This window comes from Dermatophilaceae bacterium Sec6.4, assembly GCA_039636865.1.
Taxonomy (GTDB): domain Bacteria; phylum Actinomycetota; class Actinomycetes; order Actinomycetales; family Dermatophilaceae; genus Allobranchiibius.
In genome coordinates, this window is sequence record CP144172.1 from 2,014,103 (window position 1) to 2,039,145 (window position 25,043).

The 25,043-nt window shown below is 63.7% G+C and carries 25 protein-coding genes, 1 tRNA gene and 4 pseudogenes; 19 read left to right on the top strand and 11 right to left on the bottom strand.

All coding sequences use genetic code 11. The features are described 5' to 3' along the window. Positions 1-10: 10 nt before the first annotated feature. Positions 11-1,231: an acetyl-CoA C-acetyltransferase gene (locus V3G39_09690; GenBank protein XAS74946.1), complete on the bottom strand. Its 1,221-nt coding sequence runs from the start codon at positions 1,229-1,231 to the stop codon at positions 11-13. Between the two features lie 137 nt (positions 1,232-1,368). Here V3G39_09690 and V3G39_09695 point away from each other — a divergent pair, with 137 nt between their 5' ends. After that, entirely contained in the window at positions 1,369-2,106 is a 738-nt protein-coding gene (locus tag V3G39_09695) for a MerR family transcriptional regulator (GenBank protein ID XAS74947.1), read from the top strand. Positions 2,107-2,138: 32 nt separating this feature from the next. Here the strand turns inward: V3G39_09695 and V3G39_09700 are convergent, their stop codons facing one another. Beyond that, positions 2,139-2,348 carry a hypothetical protein gene (locus V3G39_09700; GenBank protein ID XAS74948.1) on the bottom strand — a complete coding sequence of 70 codons (210 nt, stop codon included), beginning with the start codon at positions 2,346-2,348 and terminating at the stop codon, positions 2,139-2,141. Positions 2,349-2,575: 227 nt separating this feature from the next. Next, positions 2,576-3,436, bottom strand: coding sequence for an aldo/keto reductase (locus V3G39_09705; GenBank protein XAS74949.1), 861 nt, complete (start codon positions 3,434-3,436; stop codon positions 2,576-2,578). Between the two features lie 150 nt (positions 3,437-3,586). Here V3G39_09705 and V3G39_09710 point away from each other — a divergent pair. Beyond that, positions 3,587-3,660: transfer RNA gene (locus tag V3G39_09710), tRNA-Val, on the top strand. A 613-nt stretch (positions 3,661-4,273) separates the two neighbouring features. Here V3G39_09710 and V3G39_09715 read toward each other — a convergent pair. After that, entirely contained in the window at positions 4,274-4,582 is a 309-nt protein-coding gene (locus V3G39_09715) for a helix-turn-helix domain-containing protein (GenBank protein XAS74950.1), read from the bottom strand. Between the two features lie 1,296 nt (positions 4,583-5,878). Continuing rightward, entirely contained in the window at positions 5,879-6,508 is a 630-nt protein-coding gene (locus tag V3G39_09720; GenBank protein ID XAS74951.1) for an isochorismatase family protein, read from the bottom strand. A 241-nt stretch (positions 6,509-6,749) separates the two neighbouring features. On the opposite strand from V3G39_09720, the gene V3G39_09725 reads away from it, so the two are divergent. The 6 genes and pseudogenes from V3G39_09725 to V3G39_09750 all read left to right on the top strand — a co-directional run bounded on the left by V3G39_09725 (position 6,750) and on the right by V3G39_09750 (position 11,912). Continuing rightward, positions 6,750-7,553: a helix-turn-helix domain-containing protein gene (locus V3G39_09725; protein XAS74952.1), complete on the top strand. Its 804-nt coding sequence runs from the start codon at positions 6,750-6,752 to the stop codon at positions 7,551-7,553. A 323-nt stretch (positions 7,554-7,876) separates the two neighbouring features. Further along, entirely contained in the window at positions 7,877-8,005 is a 129-nt protein-coding gene (locus tag V3G39_09730; protein XAS74953.1) for a hypothetical protein, read from the top strand. A gap of 330 nt (positions 8,006-8,335) precedes the next feature. Beyond that, a pseudogene (locus V3G39_09735) lies at positions 8,336-8,618 on the top strand (recombinase family protein). Between the two features lie 287 nt (positions 8,619-8,905). Then, positions 8,906-9,454: a transposase gene (locus tag V3G39_09740; GenBank protein XAS78213.1), complete on the top strand. Its 549-nt coding sequence runs from the start codon at positions 8,906-8,908 to the stop codon at positions 9,452-9,454. Positions 9,455-9,865: 411 nt separating this feature from the next. Further along, complete coding sequence (locus V3G39_09745; protein ID XAS78214.1) at positions 9,866-11,116, top strand: ice-binding family protein; 1,251 nt, start codon at positions 9,866-9,868, stop codon at positions 11,114-11,116. 367 nt (positions 11,117-11,483) lie between these two features. After that, a complete protein-coding gene (locus V3G39_09750) occupies positions 11,484-11,912 on the top strand; it encodes a class F sortase (protein XAS74954.1) in 429 nt (142 codons plus the stop codon). Between the two features lie 585 nt (positions 11,913-12,497). On the opposite strand, the gene V3G39_09755 is transcribed toward V3G39_09750, so the two are convergent. Continuing rightward, the gene (locus tag V3G39_09755; protein ID XAS78215.1) at positions 12,498-13,241 is read right to left on the bottom strand and encodes an IS630 family transposase; all 744 of its coding nucleotides are present in this window, start codon (positions 13,239-13,241) and stop codon (positions 12,498-12,500) included. Further along, positions 13,236-13,546 (bottom strand): annotated as a pseudogene (locus V3G39_09760) (recombinase family protein). The gene V3G39_09755 and the pseudogene V3G39_09760 overlap by 6 nt, the downstream one beginning before the upstream one ends. 251 nt (positions 13,547-13,797) lie before the next feature. Here V3G39_09760 and V3G39_09765 point away from each other — a divergent pair. Together V3G39_09765 and V3G39_09770 are read left to right on the top strand one after the other, a co-directional pair. Continuing rightward, entirely contained in the window at positions 13,798-13,920 is a 123-nt protein-coding gene (locus V3G39_09765; GenBank protein ID XAS74955.1) for a hypothetical protein, read from the top strand. Next, positions 13,917-14,462, top strand: coding sequence for a matrixin family metalloprotease (locus V3G39_09770; GenBank protein XAS74956.1), 546 nt, complete (start codon positions 13,917-13,919; stop codon positions 14,460-14,462). The genes V3G39_09765 and V3G39_09770 overlap by 4 nt, the downstream gene beginning before the upstream one ends. Before the next feature lie 15 nt (positions 14,463-14,477). Here the strand turns inward: V3G39_09770 and V3G39_09775 are convergent. Further along, positions 14,478-14,723 (bottom strand): annotated as a pseudogene (locus tag V3G39_09775) (transposase). A 132-nt stretch (positions 14,724-14,855) separates the two neighbouring features. Between V3G39_09775 and V3G39_09780 the strand changes: the two are divergent. Both V3G39_09780 and V3G39_09785 read left to right on the top strand, forming a co-directional pair. Next, positions 14,856-15,287 (top strand): nuclear transport factor 2 family protein, encoded by a 432-nt coding sequence (locus V3G39_09780; protein ID XAS74957.1) that lies wholly within the window; start codon positions 14,856-14,858, stop codon positions 15,285-15,287. A gap of 241 nt (positions 15,288-15,528) precedes the next feature. Beyond that, positions 15,529-15,684, top strand: coding sequence for a hypothetical protein (locus V3G39_09785; protein XAS74958.1), 156 nt, complete (start codon positions 15,529-15,531; stop codon positions 15,682-15,684). Between the two features lie 56 nt (positions 15,685-15,740). On the opposite strand, the gene V3G39_09790 is transcribed toward V3G39_09785, so the two are convergent. Then, positions 15,741-16,643: an IS110 family transposase gene (locus V3G39_09790; protein XAS74959.1), complete on the bottom strand. Its 903-nt coding sequence runs from the start codon at positions 16,641-16,643 to the stop codon at positions 15,741-15,743. A 287-nt stretch (positions 16,644-16,930) separates the two neighbouring features. Between V3G39_09790 and V3G39_09795 the strand changes: the two genes are divergently transcribed. The 4 genes and pseudogenes from V3G39_09795 (at position 16,931) to V3G39_09810 (ending at position 20,453) form a co-directional block, all read left to right on the top strand. Further along, the gene (locus tag V3G39_09795) at positions 16,931-18,142 is read left to right on the top strand and encodes an IS3 family transposase (protein XAS74960.1); all 1,212 of its coding nucleotides are present in this window, start codon (positions 16,931-16,933) and stop codon (positions 18,140-18,142) included. A gap of 406 nt (positions 18,143-18,548) precedes the next feature. Next, complete coding sequence (locus V3G39_09800) at positions 18,549-19,427, top strand: DUF5994 family protein (protein XAS74961.1); 879 nt, start codon at positions 18,549-18,551, stop codon at positions 19,425-19,427. Between the two features lie 25 nt (positions 19,428-19,452). Next, positions 19,453-19,686: pseudogene (locus tag V3G39_09805) on the top strand (succinate dehydrogenase/fumarate reductase iron-sulfur subunit). Between the two features lie 26 nt (positions 19,687-19,712). Then, positions 19,713-20,453, top strand: a complete 741-nt coding sequence (locus V3G39_09810) for a Rieske 2Fe-2S domain-containing protein (protein ID XAS74962.1) — start codon at positions 19,713-19,715, stop codon at positions 20,451-20,453. Positions 20,454-20,476: 23 nt separating this feature from the next. On the opposite strand, the gene V3G39_09815 is transcribed toward V3G39_09810, so the two are convergent. Next, positions 20,477-20,923: a hypothetical protein gene (locus V3G39_09815; GenBank protein ID XAS74963.1), complete on the bottom strand. Its 447-nt coding sequence runs from the start codon at positions 20,921-20,923 to the stop codon at positions 20,477-20,479. 4 nt (positions 20,924-20,927) lie between these two features. On the opposite strand from V3G39_09815, the gene V3G39_09820 reads away from it, so the two are divergent. The 3 genes from V3G39_09820 to V3G39_09830 all read left to right on the top strand — a co-directional run bounded on the left by V3G39_09820 (position 20,928) and on the right by V3G39_09830 (position 24,576). Then, positions 20,928-21,362, top strand: a complete 435-nt coding sequence (locus tag V3G39_09820) for a hypothetical protein (protein ID XAS74964.1) — start codon at positions 20,928-20,930, stop codon at positions 21,360-21,362. A 62-nt stretch (positions 21,363-21,424) separates the two neighbouring features. Continuing rightward, entirely contained in the window at positions 21,425-22,684 is a 1,260-nt protein-coding gene (locus V3G39_09825) for an FAD-dependent oxidoreductase (protein XAS74965.1), read from the top strand. Further along, the gene (locus tag V3G39_09830; protein XAS74966.1) at positions 22,681-24,576 is read left to right on the top strand and encodes a transketolase; all 1,896 of its coding nucleotides are present in this window, start codon (positions 22,681-22,683) and stop codon (positions 24,574-24,576) included. Before V3G39_09825 ends, V3G39_09830 begins: the two co-directional genes overlap by 4 nt. An 80-nt stretch (positions 24,577-24,656) precedes the next feature. On the opposite strand, the gene V3G39_09835 is transcribed toward V3G39_09830, so the two are convergent. After that, entirely contained in the window at positions 24,657-25,019 is a 363-nt protein-coding gene (locus V3G39_09835; protein ID XAS74967.1) for a DUF488 family protein, read from the bottom strand. Positions 25,020-25,043: the final 24 nt, after the last annotated feature.

Below are 25,043 nucleotides of genomic sequence, written 5' to 3' on the forward strand. Positions count from 1 at the left end.
GCGCTGCTGGTCAGATGCGTTCGATGATGGTGGCAATTCCCATGCCGCCGCCGACGCACAGCGATGCCAGGCCCAGGTGCAGGTCGCGGCGTTCGAGCTCGTCGATCAGTGTTCCGAGGATCATCGCGCCGGTCGCGCCCAGCGGGTGCCCCATGGCGATGGCACCACCGTTGACGTTGACCCGGTCGTGACTCACCTTGAGGTCGCGCATGAAGCGCATCGGCACTGCGGCGAAGGCTTCGTTGATCTCGAACAGGTCGATGTCGGAGGCGCTCAGGCCGGCTCTGGCGAGCGCTTTGAGCGCTGCCGGCGTGGGGCCGGTGAGCATGATGGTCGGGTCGGCGCCGCTGACGGCGACGGCGAGCACCCGGGCGCGCGGTCGGAGACCCAACTCGCGGCCTATCGCGTCGGTACCGATCAGCGTCAGTGCGGCGCCGTCGACGATGCCGGAGGAGTTGCCCGCGTGGTGCACGTGGTTGATCTCGTCGACCCAGTGGTACTTCTCGAGGGCGACCGAGTCGAAGCCACCGAGGTCACCGATGTCCTTGAAGGATGGCTTCAGACCGGCAAGAGACTCCACGGAGGTACCGGGACGGATGGTCTCGTCGTGGTCCAGGACTGTCAGGCCGTTGCGGTCGGCGACGGGGATGACCGAGCCCTTGAAATATCCGGACTGCTCGGCGTGGGCCGCGCGGGCGTGCGACTCAGTGGCGTACGCATCGACGTCGGTGCGGGAGAAGCCCTCGATGGTGGCGATGAGGTCGGCGCCGATGCCCTGCGGGACGAAGTCGGTGGTGAGTGCGGTGGCGGGATCCATGGCCCACGCGCCGCCGTCCGAGGCCATCGGCACGCGTGACATCGACTCGACGCCACCAGCAAGGATGAGGTCTTCGAAGCCGGAGCGGACCCGGCCGGCCGCCTGGTTGACGGCCTCCAGCCCGGATGCGCAGAACCTGTTGAGCTGTACCCCGGCGACGGTGTCGGGCAGACCGGCCGCCAGCGCGGCTGTCTTCGCGATATCCGAGCCCTGGTCGCCGACCGGGCTCACGACGCCGAGGACCAGGTCGTCGATGCGGTCCACATCCAGTTCAGGGTTGCGCTTACGCAGCTCGTCGATGAGCCCGACGACGAGGTCGATCGGCTTGACCTCGTACAGCGAACCGGTCTTCTTACCGCGTCCGCGCGGCGTCCGGATGGCGTCGTAGACGATTGCCTGGGGGACTTCTGCCATGGTCAAACTCCTGGTTCTGCTCCGTGGCTGATCGCAATGACGAGCAGCACGGGCGGCGTACATCGACAGTTCTGACCCTAACACTGACAGTGACACTGTCAGTGTTAGGGCGAGGGCGAATATGCAACCATTCCCCTATGTCCGACCTACCCGCATTGGAGCTGACGCTCGATGAACTCGTCACGCGGTCGGGTTTTGCGGCCCGGACCATTCGCTTCTACACCGGCCGCGGAATGCTGCCGCAGCCGCAGCGACGTGGTCGGTCGGCGCTCTACACGGGTGATCATCTGGCGCGGCTGGAGTTGATGCGTGAGCTGCAGGCGCATGGGTTCACCCTCGCGGCGATCGAGAGCTACGTGAGCCGATTGCCGCCGGATGCCACCCCCGAGACGATCGCGCTGCACCGCACGCTACTAGCGCCATGGATGGCGGACCTGCCGGAGACGTTGACGCTCGGGGAGTTGCAGGGCAGGACGGGACGGGCGCTGAGCGCTGAGGATCTGTCGATGCTGCAGACCATGGGGATCGTGGTGCCCGAGGGCAGGACGCGGTACCGGGTCGCTGTCGCCCACCTTTCGATAGGCGTGTCGATGCTCGATCTAGGGATGCCGTTGTCGGCGGCGCTGGCGGCGCAGCAGATCTTCACAGCCCACGGCCGGGCCATTGCGCAGGAGTTGAGCGACGTGCTGCGCGACCAGGTGTGGCCGGCCTACAAAGAAGCGGGTATCCCGCCCGATGAGTTACGGCAGATCGTCGAGCGGTTCAAGCCACTCACGGTCGCCGCGCTGGTGACCTCGTATGAGTCGGCAGTCAACGAAACCAAGCGCGAGGTAGCGGCCCGCCGTACTGACGGCGATCGGCCCTCTCCTCTGTGACGAGCAAGTTCGGATCAGTTCTGAGAAGCCAATCAAACCTTCACCTCCAGCGGGATGTCGCCGATGTTGCCCGTAACGCTGTGGCCCGACAAAAGCCCCTGCCACCACGGGTGCGCCTCGTCGGGTGCATCCAGGATGGCTACTTTCCATCCGTGGAACGCGATGACCGCGAGCCAGCCGAGACGCTTGTCGCTGTTGACCAAAGCGTGGTTGCGAACGATGGACCCTGTGAGAACTGCCACTTTCGGATCGTTCGTCAGATAGATAAGTCCTGACCAGCTCGGTCGATATCTGGTCGTCACTTTCGGAGAGCCTCCGTGTCATGGCCATTAACCAGAGCCGTTACGCCACCAGAGTGCTCGCTGATCTGCAGCGACCCAGGCACAAACATCAGCCAGGTGGTTGCGGTGACCTCGGAATGGTCGGGCCACGGGTGGGCCCGCGGTGTGCGAGCCCACCCGTCAATCGGTCAGGCGGAGTCGCTGAGAGCCTTGAACTCGTCATCGGTGAGTTCGATCGCTGCGGCGGCGGTGTTGCTGTCGAGGTGATCGACGCTGGAGGTGCCGGGGATCGGCAGCATCACGGGGGAGCGCTTCAACAGCCACGCGAGGGCCAGCTGCGACGGGGTGGCACCGTGCTCCTTGGATGCGGCGGCCAGCGGGCCGTCTTCCTTGGAGAGCGCGCCGGTGGCCAGCGGGAACCACGGGATGAAGGCGATCTGCTCTGTGGTGCAGTGGTCCAGCAATTCTTCGGCATCGCGGTTGGCGAGGTTGTAGAGGTTCTGGACAGAGACGATCGTGGCAGTCTTCTGGGCCTCCTTGAGGTCAGCGACGCCGATCTCAGACAGACCGATGTGGCGAATTTTGCCCTCGTCCTGCAACTGCCTCAGCTCGCCGACCTGGTCCGCGACGGGGTAGGCCGGGTCGATGCGGTGCAACTGGAAAAGGTCGATGCGCTCCAGGCCGAGTCGGCGAAGGCTCATCTCGACCTCCTGGCGCAGGTACGCGGGCTGGCCGAGCGGAGTCCACACGCCCGGGCCCTGACGGGTCAGACCGGCCTTGGTGGCAACGACGACATCGTCGGCGTACGGGTGCAGTGCCTCGCGAAGGAGGTCTTCGGCCACATACGGGCCGTACGAGTCGGCGGTGTCGAACAAAGTAATGCCGAGCTCGACGGCGCGGCGCAACACGGCGATGGCCTGGTCGCGGTCCTTCGGCGGCCCCCACACACCTTTCCCAGGCAGTTGCATCGTGCCGTAGCCGAGGCGCACGACGGGCAGGTCGCCACCGAGTTGGAAGGTGCCGGACTGGGAAGCCTGGGGTTTGGTCACAGAAGATCTCCTTAGTGAAGCGATGTGTCTGACGTGTGGTGCAAGACAGTGGGGCGCTCAGACATTCCCGGGCCACTGGTCGATTCGCGGTCGAGCACACGTCCGGGCTATCCTTCCCGACGCCGCACTGAGTCGTTTTGGGTGCGTCCTGGACGTGTAGCTCAGCTGGTTAGAGCGCTCGCCTCACACGCGAGAGGTCAGGGGTTCGAGTCCCTTCACGTCCACCCATAAAAACAGCCTCTGACCTGCGACTCTGCAGGGCAGGGGCTAATAGCATGCGGAGCGTGTCGGATACGTGTCGGATGGCGGACGGAATTGCCTCGACCTGATCGGCTGCTCAGTGCGAGGCCGGTCTTACGACTTCACCATCGTCCGCTAGCGCGGGACGGCCTGGACGATCGGAGAATGCCTGTTCAGGTCTGGTGCGAGCGTCCGAACTGGGTTGATCGTCAGCGTCGTCGAGGTATCGACATCACGACTGTTCATCCGGGCACGGCCAGGGGTCACCCGAGCCGTTGGGACTCGATGGTGGCTGAACAGGGTTGAGCCAGCGGCCCCGTGCGTGATCAACAGCGAAGGTATCTCTCGGTTTCTCCGCTGAGGTGCGAGTGGTGATCGACGGCGAACTGACCGAGGGTGACGTTCATGGTCTCGTCGAGTGGCCAGGGGCGCACACCGCGGCTGAATACGGCATTTCCGGAAGGATTGCCTGCTGGTCACGAGGTCATCCACCGTCAGGATTTTGCTCGGTCACCGCACGGCGGCGGGCTCAAAAGCCCTGTGAGTAGGTCTGATAGCAGTCTGGCCAGTCGCGCTCAAAGTGGCGAGGAAATCTATTTACGCGGTTGGGATCCGAACCATGAGCTTGTCAACGTCTTCGGGTTTGACGCGGAGCACTCGGGGTCCGCATCGGTAGGCGGGAAGATTTCCTGTAGCGATGCGGCGTCGAATGGTTCGGGCGCTGAGGCCGGTGCGTTCGGCTGCTTCGGCGAGGGATTCGTACTGGCGTCGGGTGGTGGCGAGAGTTGTCATAAGAGGTCCTTTTCTGATCTTCGCTGAAGGCATGCTCCCGGTTGTGCGAAAGGGAGACTTGCCGTTGGTGGTCGATGTCGGCTGCCGGTTCACTGTTTTCTTCCAAGTCGACATTTATCAGGTAGTCGGGGTGGGCCTGCTTGTCGCGAGTGTGGTCGCCGTTTGCCGGGGCCGTACGAGGTTCGCCGAGCAGTTCGGACTTGGAACGTTCTCCGTCGCCACGCATCGACGAAGAAGCGCATGACCGCTGTCGGGGTGGCGCAGCCTTCTGAGGTACAGCAAATGCCACGGTGAGCGAGCCGAAGTTACGGCGAGGGTCACCCCACCAATGTGCGCCGTCATCTAGTCTCGAGTCCGAGCACGTCGTCGCGTTTGGTCTCAAGAATGACGATGCTGTCGGTGAGGCTGGCCAGCGATTCAGAATCGGCACCGTCTGACGTGGCTTCACGGAGTTGGGACTTTATGGTGTGGATTACACGGTCTACAACGGCAGACCCCGGTTGCTCCTCGTCGTCAGTCGTTGCAACTCCCTGATGCGTCCGATTGACCTCCGTGGGCAATCACGCTGGTGACCGGGTGACAACCCCATAGCTCTCGCCCGATCAACCTCGAAGGGATTACGTCGTGGTCAACCGGTCTGTCATCCTCGCCCGACGGGACCGCGGTGATAGCGCACGCGGTCAACGTCGGGACCCGGCTGCCGGCTGACCAGGTAGGTCTGACCGGTGCCCTGTCCGGCACGGTGGCCCAGCGCGGGCCTACCCCCACCCACAACCCGAGGCGGGTGTTAGTCAAGTCGCGGTCCTGATCACGAGCTGCGGGGAAGCAACCGCCGACATCAACGTCCTGTGACATCAGCTTGCTGGTGTCGGCCGCGTCGGTGCCGTCAGCGTGGCGGACCTTGGACGAGGTCTACTCCCGCCGTGGCGCAATGAGCCGACAAGGCCCGGGGCAGAGGTCCGCACCCACATCTGGTCTCAGCCGCCCAACGGGATGCCAGCCTCGAAGGACGCGGGCACCGACCTCGGCGAAACCGTCATCTTTGACGTCGATGCCATCCTCGCGACCGCGCACTCGGAGAAGGAAGGGGCAGCGTCCGGGTTCAGGAAGTGCCTCGGCTACCACCCCCATCGGCCGGGGGTGCGAAGAACCACCAGGAGTCGACGTCGCTGGGGTTCAGCTGGATCACTGACGGGGACCATATGACGCCAGAGGCCGATCGGCAACCGAACCGCTTTCGTCCTACTGGGCTCGGTGACTGCGCCGCAGGGTGTTGCTCATTATGGAATGGGCGTAGGGGTCCTGGTGCAGATTTCCGCCTAGGCATTGTCAGTGAGCTCAGTCCTGCCTGATCGTGTTCCGTGCCCTGGCTTGCTGCTGCACGAAGCGCGGCCGCTGGCGGCGAGAAGGTCACTTCGAGATTGCTGCGCGTCCCTGCGTTGCGGAGGTGCCGAGGTTGTTCTTGGGCAGCGGTTTGTGTTCTTGTGCAGCGGTTGTCCAGTCATCGGTGCTGGCCACGGCCGCGAAATTTGAGTGCAGGAGCACCATCAGGGTCTCGTGGAGCTGCTCGGCGGAGACCTTCCCGGCTTCGTTGGCCAGGTGGATGGCGCCGGTGGCGTCAGACAGGACCTCGGCGTGCAGGTCGAGTTCCTCGGCGCCCGCGGCGGAGGCCAGGATGCAGTTGTTGGTCATGTAGCCGACCAGGGTGATCGTGTCGATGCCTTGGTCGGTGAGCCAGGACGCGAGGTCGGTGCCAGCGAAGACGCTGCCCTTGTTCTTGGTGACCCGCTTCCAGGAGTCGGTTGCGCGTGCTTGGACCGCCTCGTGTGTCTCCCAGCCTGGGGTGCCCGCAACGAAGACTCCAGCCGGCGCCTCGTGCTTGACCAGGACAACTGGCATGTCGTGCCGGGCGGCGGTGTCGAGCGCTCGAACGACGGCAGCGAGTGACTGCTCGCGAGGGGGGTATTGAATCTGAAGAGGTCCGTCGAAGTACTCGTTCTGGACGTCTACGACGATGAGTGCGCGGCGCGGGTCGGACATGATTCCTCCTGGGGCGTGGGTCTCGTTTCGTTCTTATCCTGCAATATCGCCTGGGGTACCGTGAGTGGCCAGCAAGCCCACCTGCGATGAGATCAGGCCAAACGTGCGTGTTGCCGTCCATGCCTTTGAAGGCATCACCATGTTTCACCTTGCTGCTCCTCTTCTCGTTTTTGGTGAGCTGGGTCGGATGGACCCGCAGCTGCAGTGGTCAACCACGGTGTGGACTAACGACGGAGCCGGTGTGGGAACTGCTGAAGGTCTTCGCGTGGAGGACGTGAGCGGGCCACGGGCACTGCGCGGCGTTGATCTTCTGGTGTTCCCGTCGTGGCCGCTGGACCTGCCGGCGGCGCAGGAGGCACTGACGACACGCATACGCGCCGCACACGCCGGTGGCGCGCAGGTCGCCGGACTATGCCTGGGAGCCTTCCCGGTCGTGGACAGCGGCCTGCTGGACGGCCGGTCCGCCGTCACGCACTGGGCCATGCTCGGCGAACTCGAGCGCCGAAGCCCCCACGTGAGCGTCGACCACTCTGCCCTGTACCTCGACCACGGCGACGTGTTGACCTCTGCCGGCACCGCGTCCGCGATCGATGCCTGTCTGCACATCGTGCGTAGCCATCTCGGCGCCGCCGTGGCGACGGCCCTATCGCGTCGTCTCGTCGTCGCGCCCCATCGTGATGGCGACCAGGCCCAGTACGTCGAGCGACCGATCGCTGAACCTGGCGGTGTCGGTTCCCTTGGCTCCACGTTGCAGTGGGCCATGACCCATCTCGATGAGGAACTGTCGTTAAGCCACCTTGCCCATCACGCCCGGATGAGCCCCCGCAATTTCACCCGCCGGTTTGCGCAGGCCACCGGCACGACGCCGGCAAAGTGGGTCCTGGCCCGACGGCTGGATGAGTCACGACGGCTGTTGGAGACGACGACATGGCCCTTGACGCGGGTAGCTCACGTATGCGGATTCAACAGCCCTGTCACCTTCCGGCAGAATTTCACCACCGCGTACGCCACTACCCCGACCTCATATCGGCAACGCTTCGCCTGAGCACCACACCTGACCGAACATCGAACTGGTCTCGCGATGGTTGGCTCACCACAAGGGCAGGCGAGCTGAGCCGCCCCGCCGCAGGCCTCTATCCGACGGCGATAGAAAAATCGGGGCCCGGTAGGCCATGCCGAGGACTACCGCACGCTGACCTGCCTACGGCGCCGTTGCCTAAGGTTTCCGTGACGCAGCTGGTCAATTCGTCAGCCGAAAGATGGCGATGTCGATGTCGACTTTCAGTGATGCGACCACTGAATTCGCGGTACTCCTACGGTGGGAACTTATGCTTTGGGGTCAAATATCGTTCGGAGGGTGAGACTTTGGTGGGGCGTCATACCCGGTTCCTGATGCTGGTCCACCTGCCCGACGGTCATGACGCCGTCGCGGTCCGTGACGGCCTGCTGGCTGGTATCGAGGCGCTACCAGCGCGCCCAGCCAGGACCCTCACCTAGGACCAGACACTGAATAGGCCCAGCACTGTTTGATCGAGATGGCCACGAACATGGGCTCTACTGATGATGACCCGTTTGGGAGTACATGACGCGGCTCAGGACTGGTCGCAGCGAGTACCGGGTCGGGCGTCTCGGGCGTCTGCCCGCCCGTTGGCTACTTTCGGTGACGCGAATGAGCAACGGGCCACGCGCGCTGCGGCTGAGGCGACCGCCGGGGTGGAGCGAGCATTGGATATTTGGGTGCACAGGTGCCAGATCACCTGGCCCAGGCGGGCTGGTCGCAGAGCGGGGTATCCCCGGAACAGGGGCCAACTGGCCGTGACGTAGTCACTGCTGGTCTTGACCGGGCAAGGCGCCGCGATCGCCACCACCACCACTGTCTCCGGGGAACTCGTCCTCGGGATCTTCGCTGCCATAGCGGAGTTCGACCGGGCGCTCATCTCCGAGCGGACAAAGGCCGGTCTCGCGTCAGCCCGGGAACAGGGCTGGCTGGGTGGGGCACCGTTCAAGATGACCCCGGCAAATTTTCGCCTCGCTCTGGCGTCGATGGGCCAGGCCGACACCAATGTCCCCGCCCGGTGCGCAGAGCTGGGTAACCCTGTACCGGCACGTGTCATCCACCAGACAGCGACGGGCCGATGGCCAGAAGGTCCTCGCTCACCAACTGCGAGCGGTAGACACGGTGGATCGCGCGCGTTCACCGACTACCTCCGCGGAGGCGCCCGGCAGGGGACACCGTGCGGGTGGCGTTGATGGACCGGTTGGCCCGGTCGGTGACCGGGATGGTCGACCCCACCTGGGATGAGCACGGCCCGGCTGCACGCCCGGTTATTGGGGGTGGTCCCCGGCCGGACCGGGACCGCGTAGCCGGCTGGCTCAAACAACAGCGACCCGGCGTTTATCGCCGGGTTAAGACAAACATCCCTGGACCCGTTCCGTGTGTACGCCAATGCGATCCGCGATGAGCTCCCCGACGCAGTCGCGGTGTTGGACGCGTTCCATGTCGTCAAACTCGGCACCCAAGTCGTGGATGAGGTCCGGCGCCGGGTCCAACGCGCCACCCAGGGGCGACGCGGTCACAAAGACGACCCGTTATACGAGATCCGCGGACTGCTACGCCTCAGGTCCGAACACCTCAGCGACCCGCAAATCGCCACACTCGACGCCTGCCTGTTGGCTGGGGATCCGTCCTGGGAAGTGACGTTGGCGTGGCACTGCTCGCAGCAGGTTCGCTTGATGTATCAAGCCGAGAGGCCCGCGCAGGGCAAAGCATCGCGGCCAAGGCCATCGGATCGTTCCGACGGGCCTCAGCAATGCTGGCACCAAAGGAGTGAACCTCATCATCTAAACGACCCGACGCCTGGCCGACAGCTTCTTCACCTTCGAGCACTAACGCCTCAGGATCGCGCTTGCAGTATCAGGAAAGCCTTCCTACCAAAAAACTCCTGACCACGCCTAGACCCGAACCGCCAAATTAGCGGTAGACGCTGCGGGTGAAAACTGTTGCCCAACCGCAAATGGAAAAACAAGCCAGCAGAAACCCAGCGTGACAATCAAAACAAAAAAAAGGTAAAATTTTGGCAAATACTTTGTCAATTTTTGATCAGATTTTGAGCAAAACCGCTAGGAAAATTCGACGACCAGCATCACCAGTGCTATTCGAGGTTCCTAAAGTCGTTGACTTTGCTGCAGGTGCCATTAAGGGTTGAGCTCAACAAGGCCGCGCCGCGTGCTTTGATTCCTGATAGATAGCCCGCGTGAAAGTCGGTCCACCAGATGGTTACTCCCGTTCGTGTTATCAGCAGCCGACGTCTTCTGGCCAGCCTGGGGGGCGTGATAGTCCTGGTACCGGTGGTGGCAATGACGGGGATAGGCCCTTCGAGTGCGGCGCAAGCAACGGTCGGGTTGGGGACGGCTCAAAGTTTCGCTGTCCTCGGCGGATCAACGGTCACCAACACAGGACCGTCGGTGATCAGTGGTGATGTGGGCGTCAGTCCGGGGAATGCCGTGACTGGATTCCCACCGGGGGTGGTGAACAACGGAACCATCCACCGTGCGGATGCTGTTGCTGCCAAGGCTGAGGCTGACCTGACCACCGGGTACAACGAGGCTGCGGGCCAGCAGGCTACCGCGACCGTCGGTGCCGAACTTGGTGGACAAACTTTTTCACCTGGCGTTTATAAGGGCAACGTCCTGGGACTGACTGGCGCGCTGACACTCAACGCTCAGGGCAACCCCAGCGCAGTCTTCATTTTCCAGTCCGCCTCGACCTTGATCACCGCCTCGGCTAGCAGGGTCGTGCTCATCAACGGCGCCAGCCCCTGCAACATCTACTGGCAAGTTGGTAGCTCTGCGACCCTGGGGACCGGCTCATCCTTCACCGGAAGCGTCCTAGCGCTGACCTCGATCACCGCGCAGACCACAGCCACCATCCAGGGCCGACTTCTTGCACGCAACGGCGCCGTCACCCTGGACACCAACACCATCACCAGGCCGTCCTGCAGCACGGGCCCCACGTCGCCGCCACCGACCAGCACGACCAGCACGACCAGCACTGGTGGCCCCACCACGACGGGTCCTGGCCCCACCACGACCGGTCCTGGCGGCCCCACCACGACGGGTCCTGGCCCCACCACGACCGGTCCTGGCGGCCCCACCACGACCGGTCCTGGCGGCCCCACCACGACCGGTCCTGGCGGCCCCACCACGACGGGTCCTGGCCCCACCACGACCGGTCCTGGCGGCCCCACCACGACGGGTCCTGGCCCCACCACGACGGGTCCTGGCCCCACCACGACCGGTCCTGGCGGCCCCACCACGACGGGTCCGGGTAGCCCCAGCACCACGACCAGCCCTGGCAGTGCCACCACCACGACCAGCCCTGGCAGTGCCACCACCACGACCAGCCCTGGCAGTGCCACCACCACGACCAGCCCTGGCAGTGCCACCACCACGACCAGCCCTGGCAGTGCCACGACGACCGGGCCGGTGGTCGTGACCGATGGGCCGGCTGGCGGCAGCAGCGGTGGTGGCCTGATCGGTTTCGTTCTGCTGGGCGCGGGTGCTGTAGCTCTCGCAGGTGGCGCGTTCTGGCGGATCAGTCGGCGTTAGGCACGGGTCGGTGAACTCCATGGTCAATGGATCGGTCTACGCATCCTGCGCCGTGGTGGCCTGTCTGGTCCTTACAGGTTGCTCATCGGCCGGGGGTACCGCGGCCGACGCCCAGCCCATCGGTGCATCGCCTACGGGTGGTGCACCGGTGGGTGGTGCGCCGATGAGCAGGCCGGGTCAATCCCAGACTGCGACTTCGAGAATGTCTGCTGGTGTCCTGGCGGTAACTACGCAACCAAGGACGTCGCGGCCGTCGGGCGCCGCCATACGCGGCGGATCCACCGGTTCCGGCCCGGCGGTGCGCAGCGTGCCGGATCCGACGGGTGTCAGTACCCCCAGAGCAGCGGGGAACAGCGGGCCAGGTTGCGTGCCTAGTGTGTTGGGGATCCCGTCGATCGGGATCAACGAGGACGTGCGGGCTCTGGGTTTAAACGCGCAGGGGCAGATTTACCCCCCGCAGCGCACCACAATGTGGTACGACGGCTCATCAGTACCTGGCCAGGACGGGATCTCCGTGATCGCCGGGCACGTCACCTACGACGGCCCGGACAACTTTTACAACCTGGTCAAAATCACCACTGGTGGCGCCGTCAATCTGCAATGCACGTCGGGTGGGCCGCTGAGTCTTCGTGTGGTCCGCACAGCATCGGTGCCCAAGACGATCCTGCAGACCGATCAGAGCGTATGGGGAACCTCGACCACACCCGTAGTCGTCCTGATCACCTGCGACCCCTACAGCCGCGTAGTCAACGGACACCACCTCAACAACTTCGTTGTCTGGACCACGCCGACGTGAACTTGTTCTGATTCCTGCCGCATCTTGCACGGGAGGGCTCACTAATTTGAACCACAGGCAACTTCGAGCAGCTTGGTGAAGCTCCCTTTCAGTGTCCCAACGTTAGATTCTGGGACGTTTCACCGCTGGGTGTTGGTGTCGCGTCGTATCTCACGGACCGGGTCCGATGTCTTGCCCCGACGTGGGTCAGGTGGTGGCTAGGAATACCACGGTGGCGGCCAATAGGTCCTGGATTTCGGCGGTCGGGTGGTATCCGGGGCCGACGACCCGGTCCTTGACGATCGCCTCGATGACCCCGACGATGGCCAGACCCCGGTATCGCAGCCGGGTCAGGTCAGGTCAGCTTCGCTGAGATTCGTGCCTGTTCCTGTTCTCGTTCAGAACGAGGGGTCAGGAAGTTCTGAAAGTTCATCCGCTGACACTCCAACACGGGGCTAGCCCTAGACAGGAGGAGGCAAAAATCATCTGATAGACCCGAGGGTCGTCGAGCGTCGGGATGACGCAGGCTAGACATATCGGACTGACGCGTTCGGCGAAGGGTCGGCCCCCGGTTTGGTTGTCGGAAGCCTGGGTACACAAAGCGCCTTACTGGCGCTTAGTGGGCCGTGTTTGAAGTGGCCATGACGGGTGGCCTTCTTCAGGACTTCCTCGGCGGGCTTGTTCCACGCTAACGGGGGATAGCGCTCGTTGCAGCCGTTGACGAAGGCGCGGAGGTTGGCCGTTGAGGTATTTCATGGATCCGGAGTATCCGCGGTGGATTGCTTGTCGCTCGATGATCACGAACCAGACCTCGACCAGGTTCAACCATGACCCGAGGTCGAGGTGAAGTGCACCGTAATTCGTGGGTCCCGCTGGCCAGTCGCGGACCTGCACCGTTTTATGGGTTCTGTAGTTGTCCATCACCAGGTGCAACTCCTTCTCGGGGTAGGCGCGGGCGATCTGCTTCAGGAACGCCAAGAATTCTTCATGGCGATGGCGATGGCGATGGCGATGGCGATGGCGATGGCGATGGCGCGACTTACACGCCCCGGTCCCCGTTCCCGTGGCAATGTCCGATGCGGCGAACAATGTGGTGGTGCCGTGCTGTTTGTAGTCACAAGTACGCCGCTCGGGCAGGCCCGGTTGCATCGGCAACATCGGTGCGGTCCGGTCCAACGCCTGAATCTGGGACTTCTCATCCACACATAACACGATCGCGTTATCTGGCGGAGCCCAATACAACCCGACCACATCGGTCACTTTCGCGACCAGTTGCGCTTCGATAGAGGACTTGAACGTCTCCACCCGCCACGGCGCCACTTCGTAGTTACGCCAAGCCTTGGCGAGCATCGACCCCACCGGAATCACGGTGTCCACATCCCCACCGCCCAGGTTCAGGACCCGCAACCCAGCACCGCGGCTGCGCAGTTGGTCAGCGAACGCGAGCATGTTGTGCGCCGAACGCCCCAGCCCGGTCCAAGGTCGTGACGACCAAAGTGTCCCCGTCAATGCAGCTCCGCCAGGGCAGCCTCTAACTACGGCCACGAAGCCCTGGCGCCGGACACGCCATGGTCGAGGCACAGGTCATCCCTGCGGATCCCCGCAGCGAGCAGATCGGTTTTCCTGCCGATCGGCGTACTGCCTTTGGTGGACACCCGGGCGTACTCAAATCAGGCTGCATGGGGCGGCCGCCACTTCCTCACAGATCCGGGATTTGGTAGGTGGGTGCCGTCGCTCATACGCGGTTGATTTTGGCAACTGGTTAGTTCAAAGATTTTCTGGGGCTATAGTAAACAAATAGTAAAGAAAAGTATTGAACGAGTCTAGAAATCTGGGGAATCCTTCCCTCTGCAGCGACCAGCTTTTACACGCCGTGCCCTGCATCCGGACGACTGAAAGAGCAATCATGCATGTTGTAGAAGCCGATGGAGCTGGGTTCCTGGGGTTGCACCTGGGCGAGCGGCTCACCGCTGAGGGCCACGAAACGGTATGCCACTGGCTGCAACCGTCGAGTGAGGAGAAGCGATGATCAGCAGGATCGGGAAGCTCATAGGAGTACTCCTCACGCTGGTGGCCGGTATGTCACTCGCGTTCGCATCACCGGCCCACGCCAGCATCGAAGGCCCGACGTGGGCGCACACCGCGGGCCACTGGGGCAACGTCAGCGTGGAGGACCACACGAGCGGGGCCTGGCCCGTCAAGACCGCCGTTGCGACCTGGGGGAGTGGGCTTTACTACAGGTCGTGTGGCACTAGCAACCAGTGCGTCAAGGTCTCCGAGAAGAACCAGGGCGACACCGGACAGATCGCCATCACGTCGCAGTCGTGGACTCAAGACGCGAAGGGAAAGACGCACTTCACCCCGCTCACGATCACGATCAACAGCTACTACAACACCCGGACCACCGCCGCCGTGCGGTCGCAGGTCGTCACGCACGAACTCGGCCACGCGCTGGGGCTAGGGCACGACACCTGGAACGACGTCATGAACGCTGACGGCGTGCATTCCTACAACGTGGTCTCGCCGCAAGAACGCGAAGAGTTGCGCAACATCTACGGGGTGGCTGCCTGAAACAGATCACTCAGCACCGTTACGCACGTTGCCGTCCTGCTCGGCCGCAGTGGGCTGGTGTTTCTCATGCCCCAGGTGCTCGGCTATCTCCTCCTCCAGAGCGGCCTGAAGGACAGTGGCCGTGATCATCTTCAGCAGCCCGTCCGGGCCCGTCAGATCATCCCGGCGGGCCCGGGCGGCCTTGACCAACTCCCGCACCGCGGCCCGCTCGGACTCCCCGGGTTTGGCTGTCTTCTTCGCATCCTTGGGCATCGAACTCATGCCCTTGATTGTCTCGGTCATCGGTGACCAGCCTTCCTCGCCGACTCCTTCGGCGTGTTGAGCTAGAAACACAATTCAGCTGACAGTCCCCGTCACCCCAATGTCGCGTTGGCCGCGATTTGCGATACTCCCGTGGTGATACGTCGTAGCGCCGGTGTGGAGGCTGTGGTCGAGCAGTTCTACGACGTGATGCGGGGTGTTGGATCGGCCGAGGAGTTGTTGTCCTCGGATATGACTGTGGCCATCGGTACCGATGAGGAAGAGTGGGACACCGATCACGCTGGTGCTGTGGCTGGGTTTTTCAGCCAGAGTCAAGAGGCTGGCTCCGTCACGGTGCAAGCGGGGTCACCGCGCGGTTTCAGCGATGGCGGGTTCGGGTGGTTCCAGGACCGGGCGCTGGTGACGTTAGCTGATGGGGAATCAGTACCGGTGAGGGTCACTGGGGTCGTCCGATTTGAGGATGGTCGATGGCGACTGGTGCAGGTCCATGTTTCGATCGGGCTGCCTAACGCCGAACTGGGTTTGGACCTGACTACAAACCCGGGCGCTCAACGTGGCGGGTAGCAGGGTAAACCCGGGCCGCGACTGGCCCACGGAGAAATAGATCCCAGAGTCCGTCGTGACAGCGAACGTTCACGAGACACCCTGTATGAAGGGACTGCCCAGAGTTTGGATGCTCCTATTGGTGTCAAGCGGCGTCTGGGAGGGTCAGCGTGCTCAACCATGAGCGGTAGCTCGCGGCGAATTGGTGGTTGGTTCTGATGCCTCGCTCGGTTCGAGAGATGGTCGTCAAGCTGACGCTCAGATGGTCGGCTGCGGCTTGCATCGTGAGGCCGAGGTGTTGACGGGTCGGGCGCAGGTCGCCGACGGTGGGGACGGGTGGTGGCTGGGTCAGGACACGGTAAATGTCGCGGGCTATGTGCCGTTTGAGGCACCGCAGGATGTCGCGGTCTGTCTTTGACTCCCCGCGGCGACGCTGGGCATAGGCCTGGGTTGCGGGATCGGTTTTGAGCCGGATCATGGCGATGCGCCACTGGGCGCTGTTGGCTTGGCGATCGCCCCTCGGTTGAGTCGATGCCGCACGGTGCGCCCGGAAGAGGCTTCAATGGGCGATGCTCCACACAGGGACGCGAACGCGGATTCGCTGTGCATTCGCTCGGGGTTGTCACCTGCGGCCACGAGCAGGGCGCACGCGCTATCGACGCCGATGCCACGGGTTGCCATAAGTTCGGGGTTGGCCGATTCGGCCAGGGTTGTCAGTCCAGCGCGTAGCCGTGCGAGCTCGGTGTCCAGTCCTTGGATGTGGCGGGCCAGGGTCCGTAGTGTTTGTTTCACCGCGACCGCTGGATCGCCCGACGGGCCGGCATCGACCCGCAACCGGGCACACCGAGTGAACAGGACAGTCGGTGTCAATACCTCCAGCTCGTCACGAATATCGGACGGCGCGGTGACCAGTACCGAACGCAGGGTGTTGATCAGCGCGGTGCGACTCTTGCGCAGCGTCGTCAGCATCAGACGGTGAAGACGGATGGATTCCACGATCCCGTCGTGGCTTTTGGGCAGTCCCTGAGCGTTCCCGTTCAACGCTGAGCGGGCTGCTGCTTCGGCGTCAATGGTGTCGGTCTTGCCGTGCCGGCGACGCAGCGCACGGTCAGGGCGATTGACCTCGACTACGGCCAGGCCCCGGCCCGTCAACAGCGCTGCGATTCCGGCCCCGTAGGACCCGGTGCCTTCGATCCCGACAATACTGACCGGGCCGTTGGCCAGGAGCCATTCATGCAGCTGCTCGCACCCTCTGCTGGTCGTCGCAAACGCGGCAGTGGTGATCAATCGACCAATACTGTCGATGACCGCAACGACGTTGGTGTCTTTGTGGGTATCGATACCGGCGTAGTTCAACTCGGCTGATTCTGAAGCCATCTGTTGCCCGTTTCTCCAGGCGCGGATCCGGCGCCGAGACGGGCAGAAGGGCAGAACATCAACGGTGCGAACAAGGCTCCTATCAAGCCACGCCCACCCGAACCCGGCGACAGCAGGATGCTCGAGGGAGCACCTGCACCCCGGAGCCAGGCGGTCGACATATCCAAACGAAGGCACACACAAGGCCAGTAGACATTCGAGTCACACCACCGGACTCCGGGGCACTACCAGTATTGATGTTGGCACCTGACCTGTGAGGATTGCTCCTCGCTGGAAGAATGTCTGTGATGCCCAAGCCCTACCCCAGAGAGTTCCGCAACGACGTCGTGGCCGTCGCCCGTAAGGGCGACGCACCGTTGAATCAGATCGCCAAAGACTTCGGGATCTCCGATAGTTGTTTAGCGAACTGGCTGAAACGGGCCGATGTCGTTGACGGCAACCGCCCCGGTGTCACCGAGAAACAATCGGCGGAGGTGCGCGAGTTGAAGAAGCGCAACCGGTTGCTGGAGCAGGAGAACGAGGTCCTACGCCGCGCAGCGGCGTACTTGTCCCAGGCGAATCTGCCGGGAAAATATTCTTCCCGCTCGTCCGTGAGATGGCCGCGACCGGTGCCCGCATCGGTGGCGTGCAGGGTTCTGGGGTTCTTCACCCAGGGGTACTACAAATGGGTCAGAAACCCGGTGTCGCAACGGGATTGGAACGACGCGCACCTGATCAACACTGCGGTCGATATCCACGGTGATGGCCCAGGGTTCGGGTACCGGTTCATCGCTGATGAGCTGCCCGCCCGTGGGATCACCGCCTCGGAGAACCGGGTATGGCGGCTGTGCTCAGTCCAACGAATTTTCTCCACCCACTCCAAGAAGCGCGGGACCGGGCGTAAACCTGGCCTGTCGGTGCACGATGACCTGCCCGCGATTCCCACCGCCGACCGAAAGGAGGGCGGGCCGGGGCGTGACTTCTCCGTGACCGGGCCGGACCAGAAGTGGTTGACCGATATTCCCCCGCAAGCGGGAGGTGCCCCCTCCGAGCACCCCACCGGTGACGGCAAGCTCTATCTGTGCGCGGTCAAGGACTGCTACTCCGGGCGGATCGTGGGCTACTCCATCGACTCGAGGATGAAATCAGCACTGGTCGCCTCAGCGATCCGCAACGCGATCAGCCTTCGATCACCGCATATGACCATCTTGCACAGCGACCGGGGTAGCCAGGGCCAGTTCCGGTCGAAGAGAGTCGTACGCCTGCTGAAGAAGAACGGGCTACGCGGCTCGATGGGCCGCGTCGGCGCGTGCGGGGACAACGCCGCTATGGAGTCCTTCTTCGCCCTGCTACAAAAAAACGTCCTGAACACCCAGCGCTGGGAAACCCACGAGGAACTGCGCCTGGCGATCGTGACCTGGATCGAAACTAGGCACAACCGACGGCGCCGACAACGACACCTCGGGAAGCTGACACCCGTCGAATTTGAGATGATCTACAAGGCCGCTGACGCGGCCTAAGAACCACCCACCCCTAGTGTCAACCAGACCGGGGGCAGTCCCAAGTGGCCCTCCAGAAGTGCTGTTTGGGGAACCACGAAATGCTTACCGGGCAACCTCATTCGACCTCGGTGCGGCACGGGGCTCAGGCATTCCGTAGCTCAGTTTGACAGTAATCCAGCCGGAACTGGAATGTCGCGGCTGCTCTCAACCCCCATTTCGTCGAGGTGCTGGGATCTGGATACTGGGTACGACGTTGAGGTCAGGGGGCTGCACGACGCTCATAGCCAGTGGCCGCGGGTGTAACGTCAAAGTGCTGAACAGATCAGCTGGTTCGGGAAAGGTCTGGCCGTCCGCTGCCACGCCTTAGGAGTGCTTGCTCCCCGCCCTTTTCGTGATCGCATTCCACTCGTGATGCAGGTTCCCCATGGTGATCCACAAGCTCCCACTCGCTCGGACTGATGTCGATACTGAACCGGCAGCTCGGCTGAATCTTTCGCGCGACCCTCAAACTGGGGTGTCTGACGGCGCATGGTGGCCTCGTAGTTCGTCTCTTCAGGCGGAGCTTCCGAGTCTGGATCTGGCGGTTCACGCGCTGATCGGTTCCCGTGTCGCACGTGTTGCTTATACCCTCGGTCTCTGGTCACCAGCACCTCACAAGTTGTGGACCTCGCTTGGAATAACGAAATTGGGATGGTTCCACGACGGTCGAGGAACCGGCGCGATTGATCTGCAGCTGAGCGACGGCACCACCCTGGTGCTGACCGTGATCCCACCGGACACCGAGCCCTCGCTTGCCCGGCGAATGCTGGGGGACGGTGGTCACACGCTTCTCTCCGCACCCGCGATGACACCGATCGAGCGTGCCCTTGATCGGTGGGACGACGAAGGTGGACACGCCGCGCCGAGGCCGCATCCTGAGATAGCTCACGGGGGATCTAGAGCCGCGCTGATTTGCTCCTGCGGGTGCGGAGAAGTCGAGCAGGCTTATCCCTTTCACGAGGTGTCGGTGCCGTCAGATGAGAGCACAGCGGCAGAGTCGGACAAGCATGCTTTTGCCCAGGCCCTGCTGGCACTTGCGGATCTTGCCGGTGACGTATTCGGTGGTGTCGAGGGGTTGGACCGGGCGTCGTGTTCACCGAATATCAAGTACCTCGCTCAAATCGGCATGGGTGCCGCGGCCCGTGGCTGTTCGCAGGATGGGTGGCGCGCTCAGGTCGCGATCACCCAGGGTCTTGATGCCGCGAGAGAGCTCGATCAAGCCGAGGAATGTATGCGGCATAGCGGTCTGTGGCCGTGGGCCTGATGGTCAATGAAGCGGCCACGAAAAGTCGGCGATGTTGTTCGCGGGGGCGAAGGTCACCCACCTGGGTCTACTACCGCAAGGACAGCCCGAACGGGACTCGCGGGCTTTGTCGATGATCGCCGCTCATGATGCTGAGGGATTCGGTGGGTGCACACAGATCGGGGAATGCACCGCGGTCTGCCCACAGAGCATTCAACTCGACGTCATTTCCCAGTTCAACCACGACGTCCTGCGCGCACTACTACACGGAGAAAACTGAGCCGGGACGAGGACTGGGGGACGAACATGCGCATTATTGTTACGAACGACCGACCGAGGCTCGACACCACTACGCCCAGCACCACGCCAGGCGATCCCACCCTCGACGTGCTTCTCGACAAGATCCCCGCGGGCGGGCGGTTGAGCATCACCCAGGTCAGCATCCCGGTCGGCAGCGGCCTGCGAGAGCATGACCACGGCGATGCCGAAGTGGTCCTGATCCCGATCTTCGGGGAAGTGACCGTACGAAGCAGCAGTCAGCGCGAAACCCTGGTGCCCGGGAGGATCGCATTGCTACCGCGAGGTGAACGCGTCGCACTGGCCAACGAGACCCGCGAACCGGCCACTCTGATCATGGTGCTCACCGATATCGGGGCAGCGGCAGGCGCCCCGGCACCGATAGCGGCGGACAGTTCGAGCACACCCGTCGCACCCACCAGTGTCGCGACCGATGAAACCCATTGGGTGCGGGCCGGTCTTGCCGACGACGTCGAGGACGACAGCGCTGTCCACGTCGACCTGCAAGGGCACGCGCTGTGCATTGCCCGCAGCCGCGGGCTCCTGTACGCGCTACGGGACGAATGCAGCCACGGGCAGGTCCAACTGTCCGAAGGGGAGGTCGACGACGGTTACGTGGAGTGCTGGATGCACGGTTCACGTTTCGACCTGGCCACCGGGATACCCGACTGTCTTCCTGCCACGCAGCCAGTCACGGTCTACCCCGTCCGTGTCATCGATGGCGGCATCGACATCGCTCTGCCATGCTGAATTGTCGCAGCGGCTCAATGGAGTCAGCGCAGTTCGGCAACCGTGAGCAGGGCCGCGAAGCGCTCGAGCTTGAGCAGGCGGTGGCGAGCGTCCGGGATGATCAGCAGGTCACCGGAGCGGGCATCTCGATGTTCTTCTCCAGCACACAACCGGACGTGACCATGCAACACATGCAGCACCCCGCTCATGACCGCCCACCACGGTGCCGGCGGCGTGCGGCTGTGATCGGTGCAGCCTTGGCTGCCTTCCGGCCCCCTGGTGCCCGACTGACCAGCGGGGTGCAGCACTTCGCCGCTGATGCAGTGCTTGCCGCGGTCGCACTGGACGTAAAACCTGGCCTGAGCAAGCAGGGTCATCTCGCGATTGCGACGGCCGGTTTCGCCTTCGGCGCGGCGATCGTGCTCGGGGTACGGCAGCTGGAGAGCCACGGCGCAGCGACCGCTGAGCAGGAAGAGACGGGGACTGCCCACCGCGTTGCTGGTCGCGGTCGGAGTGGACCTGCTGCTGGATGGGATCCTCGTCGGGCTCAGCGTCGCGACCCTCGGACGCACCCAGGGCGTGGTGCTGACGATTGCGCTCACCCTGGTGCTGTTGCCGTTGGCGTTGTCGGTCACCGTGGAGCTGGCCCGTCGTGGCATGAGTGCGGTGCGGGCGGCGCTGCTCCCGCCGCTGATCCCGCAGCTGCTCTCGCTCGCACTGGTCGCTGGCGCGATTGCAGCGGTGCTGCTGCTCGGTTCGGCTCCTGCGGCACTCTTGGCCGCGATCCTCGGCTTCGGTGTGGCCGCACTGTTGTTTCTGGCTTCCGAGGAGTTACTCGTCGAGGCACACGAAACGACCGACACGCCACTGTTAGCGGCGATGTTTTTCATCGGCTTCTTCGCCCTGTACGTCCTGGACGCAAGCCGCTAGCCCCGATCCCTTGATCATCTTCCCCCAGAGTGGCCTCACCGGGCAGAACAGAGAGACATCACATGGGCACCACACCACGAACAGTCGTGATCATCGGGGCCGGGCGGGCCGGTGCAGCGGCGGCTGAGGCACTGCGCGCCCAGGGCTTCGACGGCCAGCTCACGCTCGTCGGGGACGAAGGAGAGCACCCCTACGACCGTCCGCCGCTGTCGAAGGATTATCTGCAGGGATTGTCGGAGAAGGACAAGGTGTTCCTGCAGACGGACGACTGGTACGCCGCGCAGGACATCGATCTGCGCGTGGATACCACCGTCACCGCGATCGACCGGGCCCGGCATCAGGTCAGCACGGCCGATGGCGCGAATCTGCTTTACGACAGGTTGTTACTGGCCACCGGATCCTCTCCCCGCCGGTTGCAGGTGCCTGGCGCCGATCTGGACGGCCTGTTCTATCTACGCACACTCGATGACTGCGAAGCGCTCCGGGCGGCGTTCGCGACGGCCCATCGCGTCGCAATCATCGGGGCAGGGTGGATCGGTCTGGAAACTGCAGCTGCTGCCGTAGCGGCTGGCTGCGAGGTGACGGTGATCGAACGGTCCGACCTGCCACTGCTGCGTGTCCTGGGCCGCGAACTCGCGCAGATCTACACCGCCCTGCACCGGGCGCACGGGGTGCAGTTCCGACTGGCCGCCCCGGTCGCGCAGATCGCCGGTACCGACGGCCGCGCGAGCGGGGTGCAACTGCAGGACGGCACGGTGATCGAAGCTGACGCGATCATCGTCGGTATTGGGATCGCGCCGAATATCGAGCTCGCGCAGGCGGCCGGCCTGGGCATCGACAACGGCGTACTCGTCGACGAATACCTGAGCACCAACGATCCCGACATCTTTGCTGCTGGCGACGTCGCCAATGCGTACTATCCGCATCTAAGGACTCATCTGCGCCTCGAACACTGGCACGCCGCAATCAAGCAGGGCCCGGTCGCGGCGACCAACATGCTCGGCGGCAAGACACCGTACGCGGAGGTGCCCTATTTCTTCTCCGACCAGTACGAGATGGGCATGGAGTACTGCGGTTACGTCGGCCCGGATGGTTACGACGAACTGGTCTTCCGCGGTGAAGTGGCAACAGGTGAGTACCTCGCCTTCTGGCTCGGCAACGGACGTGTACTAGCCGGTATGAACGTCAACATCTGGGACCAGACCGACGCCATCTCAGACCTCGTCCATTCCGGCGCGCAGATCGATCGATCCAAATTGGTCAACCCTGACGTGCCACTCAATGAACTCCACGCAACATCCACCAGAGGAGCACGACAATGACCACACCCTTGCCCACCTCGAAGACCAGCTCTCCGATGAGCACACAGCAACTGCAACTGGCCCGGGACGTCGCCACGCAGCTGCGGGTGGACTCGATCCGGTGCAGCACTCACGCCGGCTCGGGGCACCCCACCTCCTCGCTGTCCGCCGCCGACCTGATGGCGGTGCTGCTTGCCGGCCACCTGCATTACGACTGGGAGCAGCCGGACCTGGCCAACAACGACCATCTGATTTTCTCCAAGGGTCACGCGTCACCGCTGCTCTATTCGATGTTCCGCGCTGTCGGGGCCGTGTCCGAGGAAGAGCTGGTCACGACCTACCGCCAGCTGGGTGCACGCCTGCAAGGCCACCCCACCCCGATCCTGCCGTGGGTGGACGTCGCGACCGGGTCCCTCGGGCAGGGCCTACCCGACGCGGTCGGGGTCGCTCTGGCCGGTAAGTATCTGGATGGCCTCGACTATCACGTATGGGTGCTGTGCGGAGACAGCGAAACCGCTGAGGGTTCGATCTGGGAGGCATTGGACAAGGCCAGCTACTACGGGCTGGGCAACCTGACCGCCATCATCGACATCAACCGTCTCGGCCAACGCGGGCCCACCGAACTGCAATGGGACCTGGACCGTTACGCCGCCCGCATCACTGCCTTCGGCGCCCGCCCGCTGATCGTCGACGGCCATGATCTCGCGGCGATTGATCACGCACTGGCTGAGGCCCGCAACTCCGGCGATCAACCCACCGTGCTGCTGGCCCGCACCATCAAGGCCAAGGGTGTTCCGGAGATCGAGGACAAGAACGGTTGGCACGGCAAGGCCCTGCCTGCGGAGATGGCCGATCGCGCCATCAAGGCTCTCGGCGGCATCACCCACCATCTGATGACGACAATCCACCCCGGGCCCGGTGAATCCGCTGTGGTCGCTGACCCGAGTGCTGCGATCACTCTGCCGACCTGGCAACTCGGGGAGAAAGTCGCGACCAGGGTCGCGTTCGGCGCCGCGGTTGCCGCGCTGGCGGCCCGCCCTGAGGTAGTCGTTGTCGATGGGGAGGTCGGAAACTCTACCCACGCCGAGGAATTTCAGAAGGTCGCTCCGGAGCGCTACTTCGAGATGTACATCTCCGAGTGTCAGCTCGTCGCGACCGCTGTGGGGTTGGCTGTGCGTGGGTACGTGCCATTCGCTGCCACCTTCGCGGTGTTCTTCTCCCGCGCCTACGACTTCATCCGAATGGCCGGCATCTCCGGAGTCAACATCCGCCTTGTCGGTTCGCATGCCGGGGTCGAGATCGGTCAGGACGGGCCCTCACAGATGGCGCTGGAAGACCTGGCCTCGCTGCGCGCCGTGCACGGTTCAGTCGTGCTCTACCCGGCCGACGCACCGAGCACCGCCGCACTGGTCGCCGAGATGGCCGACACCGACGGCATCGTGTATCTACGCACCACCCGCGGCGCATACCCGGTCCTCTACCCGCCGGAAGAAGCGTTCCCGGTCGGTGGGTCCAAGACCCACCGGGCGGAACCGGACGATCAGGTCGCGCTGATCGGTGCCGGGGTCACACTGCACGAATGCCTGGCCGCGGCCGACGAGCTCACCGCCGATGGAATCAGGGTGCGAGTCATCGATGCGTACTCGATCAAACCCATCGACCGGGACGCGCTCATCCAGGCCTGCCGGGTCACCGGTAGTCGCCTGGTCGTAGTCGAGGACCACTACCCCGAGGGCGGCCTCGGCGCCGCCGTCCTGGAAGTACTTGCCGACGCCGCTGTGCCCGCTCTGCACGTCGCGCACCTGGCGGTACGGAGCCTGCCCGGATCCGGCACACCCGCCGAATTATTGAACGAGGCGGGTATCTCAGCCCGGCACATCGCCGACGCCGCCCGCCGTGTGATCACCTCATGACCCATACAGCGAAGGAGACGTCCGGGAGACCGACCCAGTAGATGCATGTGCCGTGCGCCGCTCATCATCGCGGCTTCCAATCAGCTACGGACCAGGTCCACCAGAACGGTAGCTTCGCTGATGTCGGATCGTCTGCTGGCTGTGAGCAGAGTGAGCGGGCGGCGCCGGGCCAGCTGACGTAGATGCTCCAACGCCTCGGCACGCTCTGGCTCGGCCAATTCGATGAGGTATCGACGGGTGAACTCCTCGAACCGTTGCGGGTCGTGGCCGTACCACTTTCGCAGCTCGGTGGACGGCGCGATCTGCTTGCACCACTCGTCCAGGTCAGCCTTCTCTTTACTCAACCCGCGGGGCCAGATGCGGTCGACCAGCACCCGTGCTCCGTCGCCGTAGGAGCGGGGGTCATAGGGGCGCCCGACCTGCACGGTGTGCTTGCTTGCCATCCGGTGGCCTTTCCGCTGTGCCCA